Source organism: Pirellulales bacterium, assembly GCA_035939775.1.
In the GTDB taxonomy this organism is placed as follows: Bacteria; Planctomycetota; Planctomycetia; order Pirellulales; family DATAWG01; genus DASZFO01.
Map to the genome: position 1 here is coordinate 1 of DASZFO010000293.1, position 7146 is coordinate 7146.

Sequence of the window (7146 nt, forward strand, 5' to 3'; positions counted from 1 at the left end):
GCGGCTGGAAGGTGCCATTCCCGTTATTGAGCGACACCCAAACGCCGTCAACTCCAAAGCCGACGACATCGGCCGAGCCATTACCGGTGAGATCAGCAAAGAATCGGGGTTGCTCGGGACCCCAGCTCTGGCCAGTCCAGCTCATTCTCGCGCCCCCCTTGAATCAGTGCGCAAGCCTAGCAATCAGGTCTGCACAAATCACGATGGCGATATTCAACGGATTTGTACTCCGGAAGTCGCCCGCATTCAAACATTCGAACCCGCGCGAATAAAACGCCTCGCTACGCGTAAACGAATCTGTACACCAGCCCCTCTATCCCAGCGCCATCCGTTGCACTCGTCGGTGGTCCAGACCTCGCCGTAGTTCTCCGACGGGCTGTAGAAGAACAGGCCGCTGTAAGGAGAGCTGTCCACGAAACGCCCGTATACGATGTGGCTCCACGTGGTCCGCCATCCCGAATACTCGCTCAGTAGGACGAAGCCGCCCTTGCCGTCCGAGTCGTAGAACTGACCGAACCCGGCCGCCTGATCGTAGAGGGGCAGCCCGGTGAACCCGGACGGTCCAAAGTATCCCGGGACGATATGAGTCCAGGTCGTACGGCGACCCAGCGGATTGAATTTCCCGCGCAAGGGCGTTTGAAGCGCGCCTTGACCGTTTGTATCGTACAGCTCGGCGTAGGCGGTGGAATCTTCCACGAAGAGCAGGCTGGAAAACGGTGAGTCCGTAAACCGTCCGGAAACGATGGTTGCCCACGTCGTTCGCCAGCTCGCATCAGAGTTAAGCAGGCCGAAATTCGACGGGTAGACGTCGATGAGCGTCCCGGGCGCGGGATACGGTTGCGGGGGGATCAAGGATGTCGGAGCCTGGCGGCGGTACGTATCTGCCGGCGCGACCGGGCGGCGTGCCGATGCTGGTCGATTCAGGGGAGCCATTGGTAGTCTCCGATTTTTAGAACCGGTCGGTGAAGGGCGTCCGCAGCGAGCAGGCGCTCGACCTCTGTGCAATGCCAACCGTCATAAGGGACAGCACTACGCAGGCACTAATCCATCCGGTCGGAAGGGGCCGCCCTTTGATGGCTCTCGTCGCCGGCACGATAAGATGAGGGGCGAGCATGACAATCTCCTTGCTTGTGGGCAACAACCGCTCTGGTTTCGCCGTAATGGCACGGGACGCAATCTCACACAAGGTGATTCCCGGTGACTGGTCGATCGCCTCGAAGAAAGGGGAGCTTACAGTTGGACGGACATCGTTCATTGATGAACTCCTTACGACAACCGCTCTATCTTTCAATGCCCCGTTTGAAGACTGATTGCACCGAAAATCCAGGAATTTTTCAGAGAATTTTGGCCGGCGCGATGGAGATACAGCCGGAGGCCTATTTCTCGTCACGAAGACGAGCGTAAAGCCAGGCCCTGGCGTATGCCCAATGCCGGTCGGCGACGCGCCGCGTCACCCCTAAAGCGTGCGCAGCGTCTCCGAGGCTTAGGCCAGCGAAGAATCGCAGCTTGACGAGGTTGGCACAAAGAGGATCCTCGTGTTCAAGGCATTCAATGGCTTCGTCGAGGGCCATCAAATCTTCATCGGGTGTGTCCAGGGCAAGCTCGATCTCGTCCAGGTCAATTCGCTTAAGGTCCCCACCACGCTTCAACCGTTTTCGATCTCGGGCGCGGTTGAGGAGTATTCGCCGCATTGATTCTGCCGCCGCCGCAAAGAAATGGCCGCGTGAATCCCAGTGTTGTGCCTTTTCTACATCGACCAGCCGGATATAGGCCTCGTGTACCAGCGCCGTCGCCTGAAGCGTCTGCCCAGGTTCTTCCTGAGTCAGCCGATGCGCAGCCAACTTGCGCAATTCGTTGTACACGACCGGCAAGAGTTGCTCGGCGGCCTGCGGATCGCCTTGCTCGACGGCGGACAGAATGCGAGTGACTTCGTTCATCGGCGCCGCCACGAGTGAGGTCGCGATGGAGGTGCTTTGAGTCTAGCCGCTCGCTTGGCCAACCGCCACAAATCAGTTCGCAAAGGCGCCGCAAGCATAGGTACGCCGACTCCTCCAAATCACGATTCGAGGGTCTCAGTCGCCTCAGAAATCGCTGGGTTGTTGGCGATGGCCGCCCTCGTCCAGCCGTGCCGGTCGAAAGCGCGTCGGTCGGATCGACCGCCGCTGCGAAACTGCGTCGGTCGGGCGGACCGGAGCGTCCAAAATTGATGATCGGAATCCAGCGTCGAGCCAACAACTCACTAATACAGCGTCGCGGCGCGGCCAAGCCGATCAGACCGTTTGACATCGGCAGCGGTTTCGCACGAACTGGGTGCTAATCACGCCCAAAACCGCAAGGAGCGCCAGCAGAAGCGTCGTGGGTTCGGGGACCGCTGCAGCGCTGCCGCCAAGATTGGTGACGCTCAGGGCCAAACTACCGACTGATCGTCCGTCGCTGGCCAGGAGGTTCGAGGAGGAAAGCGCGCCGGCGTCGAAGGCGGCGCTGGCCGTTAGCGAGCCAGCCAAGGCGAGCCCGCTCGACTGACCCAACGGATTGCCAGCGGCATCGCTGGCGTCGATCGTCACGATCGCCGGACTTCCGGCGCTTCCTTGGATGACAAGCGCATTTTGGATGATGTGGTCCGCCGTCAGGTCGCTTCCCGCGTTGACGACGATGCTGCCGGCGCCATTGATTTGGCCGACTCGCTGATTTGTGCCTGTGACGAGAACGCCCTTGGACATGGCCACGGTCGTGATGTTCACTCGGTTCATGGCCGACGACAATGCGGAAACCGAGCCGGCCAACTCCAGCGTCGAGCCGACGTTGACGGTGGCCACGACCCCTGTGCCAATTGCAGCGGCGCCCGTCGTGGCGCTAAACCGCATTGTGTCATTATTGACGAAGATGTGACTGTTGACGGCGATCGTCGGGGCGCTCTGGATTTCAAGTGTCCCGCCGCCGTTAACGTTGAGCGAGCCCGAGGCGGTCAAGGACCCAGATGCGGTCAGCGTCGTTCCAGGTGAAGCCACGTTGATTGTCGCGATGCCCGTGCCGCTCTGATTGGCCGTCACACTGGTTACAGCTTGGCTCGCGAACACGCTGAGCATGGGATGGGCGCCAGAGGCCGCAATGATCGTCAATGGGCCTCCTCCCAGGCTGCCACCTGCATTCACCGTCAGCGTGCCGTCGTTGATCGTAGTTCCTCCCGTGTAGTCATTGGCCCCGCCGAAGATGAGGGTTCCGGCTCCGCTCTTGGTGAGACTTTGGCCCGGCCCATCGATGACGCTCTTGATCGTCGTCGCATTCGTCACATTGAAAGTGGGGTTGTTGTGCAAGACGACGTTCGTGGTGGTTGTCAAACCCGCGGGACTAATCGTCAGGTTTCCCGCCCCGGCACTTGCGAACGTGACGTTGCCATTGATGACGAGATTGTTCGCGAGCGTCCGCGCGGCGCCGTCGTCTCGAAGCGTCGTTCCCGCAGCGAGCGTCAGTGCTCCCGTGCCGATCGGACTGCTCGCGATGTTACCGCTCGAAATGGTCGTCGGCCCGGCGATCTGAACGCCGCCATTGCTGAGTGTCGTGCCGCCGGTGTAGGTGCTTGCGCCGGCCGACGTAAGGATGCCACCGCCCGTTTTCGTAACGCCGCCACTGCCGCTGACGACGCCGCTCAGGCTGAGATTCGTGCCGGCCGCGTCGATCTGGAATGCTCCACTTCCGCCCGCAGCCAGGCCGAACGGCATATCGCTCGATGCCGTACTGCCCGTGTATTCGAGCGTGACCGACTGTCCCATCGAACCCAGCGAGACTCTCGGCCCGGCGCCGAGAGGGCCGCTCGCGCCGACGTTGTTGATCGTGGGAATCGAGAGCGTGCCTTGCTGAACGCTCAGGCCGCCGGTGAAGCTGTTGGCGCCGCTGAGCACCAGCGTTCCAGCGGCCGTTTTGGCGACGGTGCCGGCGCCTGAGATGCCGCCCGAGTAGGTCTGCGAATTGGGATTGGCGAAAACAAGCGTCGCTTTGTCAGTGATATTGCTGGCAACTGAACCATTGACCGAGATTCCGTCGCCAAGCTGAAGCGTTCCGGCGTTGATCGTTGTGCCGCCCGTGTACGTGTTGCTGTTGGTAAGCATGAGCGTGTCCGCGCCGACTTTGGTCAAGCTTCCCGCGGCGCTCAAGACGCCGCCGTAGGTGGTTGAGGCTCCATTGTTGCCGATCGACACATTCACCGCCGCTGGCGTTGTGGCTTGGTCCAGTAGCGTGAGCTTGCCGCTGCCGGCCAAGCCGCCGAGCGTTGCCGATCCCAGCCCAGCGGCGAAAGCCACGCCATTGTCGATCGCCAGCGACAGTGTGCTCATTTGCAGGGCCGCGCTGTCTTTGAGGATGAGCTTGCCGCCGGTGACCGTCGTGTTGCCGCTGAAGGTATTCGCGCCGCTCAAGGCCCACACTCCCGGACCGGCCATCGCGATGGCGAGCTTCCCGGCGCCGTTGTCGGCCAAAACGCCGCTGATCACGTTGTTGCCCGTATTGATCCCGCCCAGCGTCAACGTCGTGACGCCGCTTGTTGCTCCGGGCGTGATGCGGCCGCCGAACGTCAGCGTCGCTGCCGTGTTGGCAGCGCCGCTTGTGAACGTATAGTCTCCTTCCAAGATCAGCGGGCAATTGATGACCTGCGGATTCACGACTGTCGAAGTCGTTTGGACTGTTCCGCCGGCCGTCATCAGCAGAGCGTTGCCTCCCGTCGTGCCGATCGTCATCGAATTAACGTTCGCCGTGTCGAACGTGATGTTTTTGAGGTTCCGGCCGGCGTCAATGGTCAGCGGAGAATTGGGCGCGTTCAAATTAAAGGTGGCGGTGTCACTGTTCGTTATGCCCGTCGTGGCACCAGGGACGCCAAACCAGTTGTTCGGCGTGGCCCAAGTTGAGTCCGTGGCACCAATCCATTCTCCGACCGGTCCACCGATGACCGACGTCATGCTGGCCACGCGGAAGCCTATGTCGCTGGACGAGGCTTGCGGACCTGCATAGCTGCGACCATAGACGGACTCCAACCATTCGTAGGAATCGTCGCCATCACCGTCTCCGTCGTCGGCGCTATCCCACGCACCGCCGCGTGTGCCTCGATAAGGGCTGGCGATCAGAGTGTCGTTCCACTGCCAGACGTTCCCTCCCATGTCGAATGCCCCGTATGTGCTCTTCGTCCCCGAGTAGGCCCCGACATCGGTCGGATGGCCGACAACGTTGCGAAAATTCGCCGAGTTGCTTCCTCCCGGAGGTGCGTCGGGCGAAGGCGTTGTGTTGGTGCCAGTCGGAAAATAGAGGTACGTTTTGGAGACCGGCTCGTAATATGCGGATTTATACCACTCATCCTCGCTAGGAAGAAAAACTCGTGCCCCCGCGTTTCGCATGATGATTTCACTGTTTGGCGGATTGGGGGTTGGGTAGAGAATCGTATATGCGCCGCTTTCCGTAGCGCCGTTACCCTGCCCATTGTTGAGCCAATTGACAAAGCGCGCTGCATCAAACCAAGTGACCCACGTGACTGGATGGTTTCCATCGCCGGAGATCACGCTGTACTTATTGCCGGCAGCATTGCCTGGGACGAATTGGATTCCGCCAAGCGTCGGATTCGCCATGTTGCCGTTCCAAAGACCGAGGGCGTTCGCTCCTGTCGGATCTTTGGTGTTCAGAAACGCGGCGTACTGACTGTTCGTGACGTCGTACATGGCGATGTAGAACGTGTAACCCACAGCACCGTAGCCGGTGGCGTCTGCCAGATTTCCTGGATCGCTAACTGGCACCAGCGGAATTGTGACCGCCTTCAACGTCGCACTGCAGGTGGCCAAGATCGCGACTACGCCGAAGAGCCGCTGAATAGGGCTCATGGATCCCTCCGTTCCGGTTGGGGGAGCAAACCGCCTCGCGCCAACGGACATCATACATCGTCTGACGATTGGTGCCAAAGAGGCGCGCGCCAGAGCCGATCAATTTGGAGCCGCCTCGCCATCGGAACGGACGACGCGCGTAAAGCTACAAATCGTCGTGGCATCGTGACCAATCAACCGATCAAGGCGAAAATCACCGTGGAGCTATCAGCCAAATTGTTATCTCGGAATCCCGTCTAACCACAGATTCCTCGAAATGACGGCGGAGCAACTTGCGCGCGTCGGTCGGCTCGACCGCCGCAGTTTCAATAGGGGGGTATTTCCGGGCAAACGCGCGCAAAATCACGCCCTTTGTTGGGCCGAAATCGGCTCAGGTTGGGAGAGAATCATGAACGCCGACCTCCCTCCACGCCTGATTGCTTTCCCGGTCCTCACACACCGCCTTGCGCGGTAGAAGCGGCCGCCATCGTAAATCGGTTAGGACTACGCATCGGTATGAAGGTGCTTTGAACCGCAGTGTGCCGAAGTTCGGGCCGTCCGCCTGCCAGCCGATCCGCACCAAATCGTCCTTTGCAAAGTCCAGGTCCGCCAGGGCAGCCGCATTGCGGCCGGCCATAGGCCGTTGCAGTTGGGCCACTGCACTTGGTCATCGAGGAACAGGCCTCGATCGGCCGAGTAAGAGAGCGCCGGTCCGGATCGACCGGCCCCGGTGCACAGCAGCGAATTGGCCCCGTGCCCGGGCACGTCGAGGCGGCCAAATCCGGCCCCAACAGTTTGAATTGCAATTCAAAATGTGCCGGCCTCGGGGCTGGACCGCTCGGAGGCTGACAATATACATACGCCGGAATGGCCCCTGATGGGCCACAAGCCCCAAACGCCGACGGCTTCGCGACCGAGCGACTCCTGAGGGCCCAGCAATCGTCGCAGACGCATTCGGGCCTCCGAGGGCCTCCCGGAGGTGGCGTTATGACGTGCATCGCGACTGCGAGCCCAACAGAGCCCTTCTCAAGCTCATCAGGACCGCTTGAGCAGGTGGATCGCCGATTGGCCGACGCGCCGCGATCTCGATCGACAATCGACCGCAGATTTCTGAAGGTGCGCTTACGGCCGCACGTCCACCGCTTCCAGCGTCACATTGTTCTGCTTGGCGTTTCGCCCTTGATGGCGAACGACCTCTTGCATCAGATCGACGCGCTTGCCCGCGAGCACCATCGTCTTGTACTCGACCGTCTGATAGTCGAAGAGCGTCGGTTCGAGCCGGCTGCGGAAGACGACGTGCCCGGGCAAG

At 60.7% G+C, this 7146-nt stretch carries 4 protein-coding genes; all 4 read right to left on the reverse strand.

Translation table 11 applies throughout. From position 1 onward, the window contains the following. Positions 1-246 precede the first annotated feature (246 nt). Positions 247-933, reverse strand: coding sequence for a hypothetical protein (locus VGY55_18235; GenBank protein ID HEV2971918.1), 687 nt, complete (start codon positions 931-933; stop codon positions 247-249). 443 nt (positions 934-1376) lie between these two features. After that, entirely contained in the window at positions 1377-1949 is a 573-nt protein-coding gene (locus VGY55_18240) for an ECF-type sigma factor (protein HEV2971919.1), read from the reverse strand. A 321-nt stretch (positions 1950-2270) separates the two neighbouring features. After that, positions 2271-5858, reverse strand: a complete 3588-nt coding sequence (locus VGY55_18245; GenBank protein ID HEV2971920.1) for an autotransporter-associated beta strand repeat-containing protein — start codon at positions 5856-5858, stop codon at positions 2271-2273. Between the two features lie 1101 nt (positions 5859-6959). Further along, positions 6960-7146 (reverse strand): hypothetical protein (locus tag VGY55_18250; GenBank protein HEV2971921.1); only part of this gene is annotated, 187 nt, incomplete at its 5' end.

Bases quoted from the DNA above. Each gene is read 5' to 3' on its own strand.
- VGY55_18235 (HEV2971918.1), bottom strand. From the start codon at position 933: ATGGCTCCCCTGAATCGACCAGCATCGGCACGCCGCCCGGTCGCGCCG.
- VGY55_18245 (HEV2971920.1), bottom strand. From the start codon at position 5,858: ATGAGCCCTATTCAGCGGCTCTTCGGCGTAGTCGCGATCTTGGCCACC.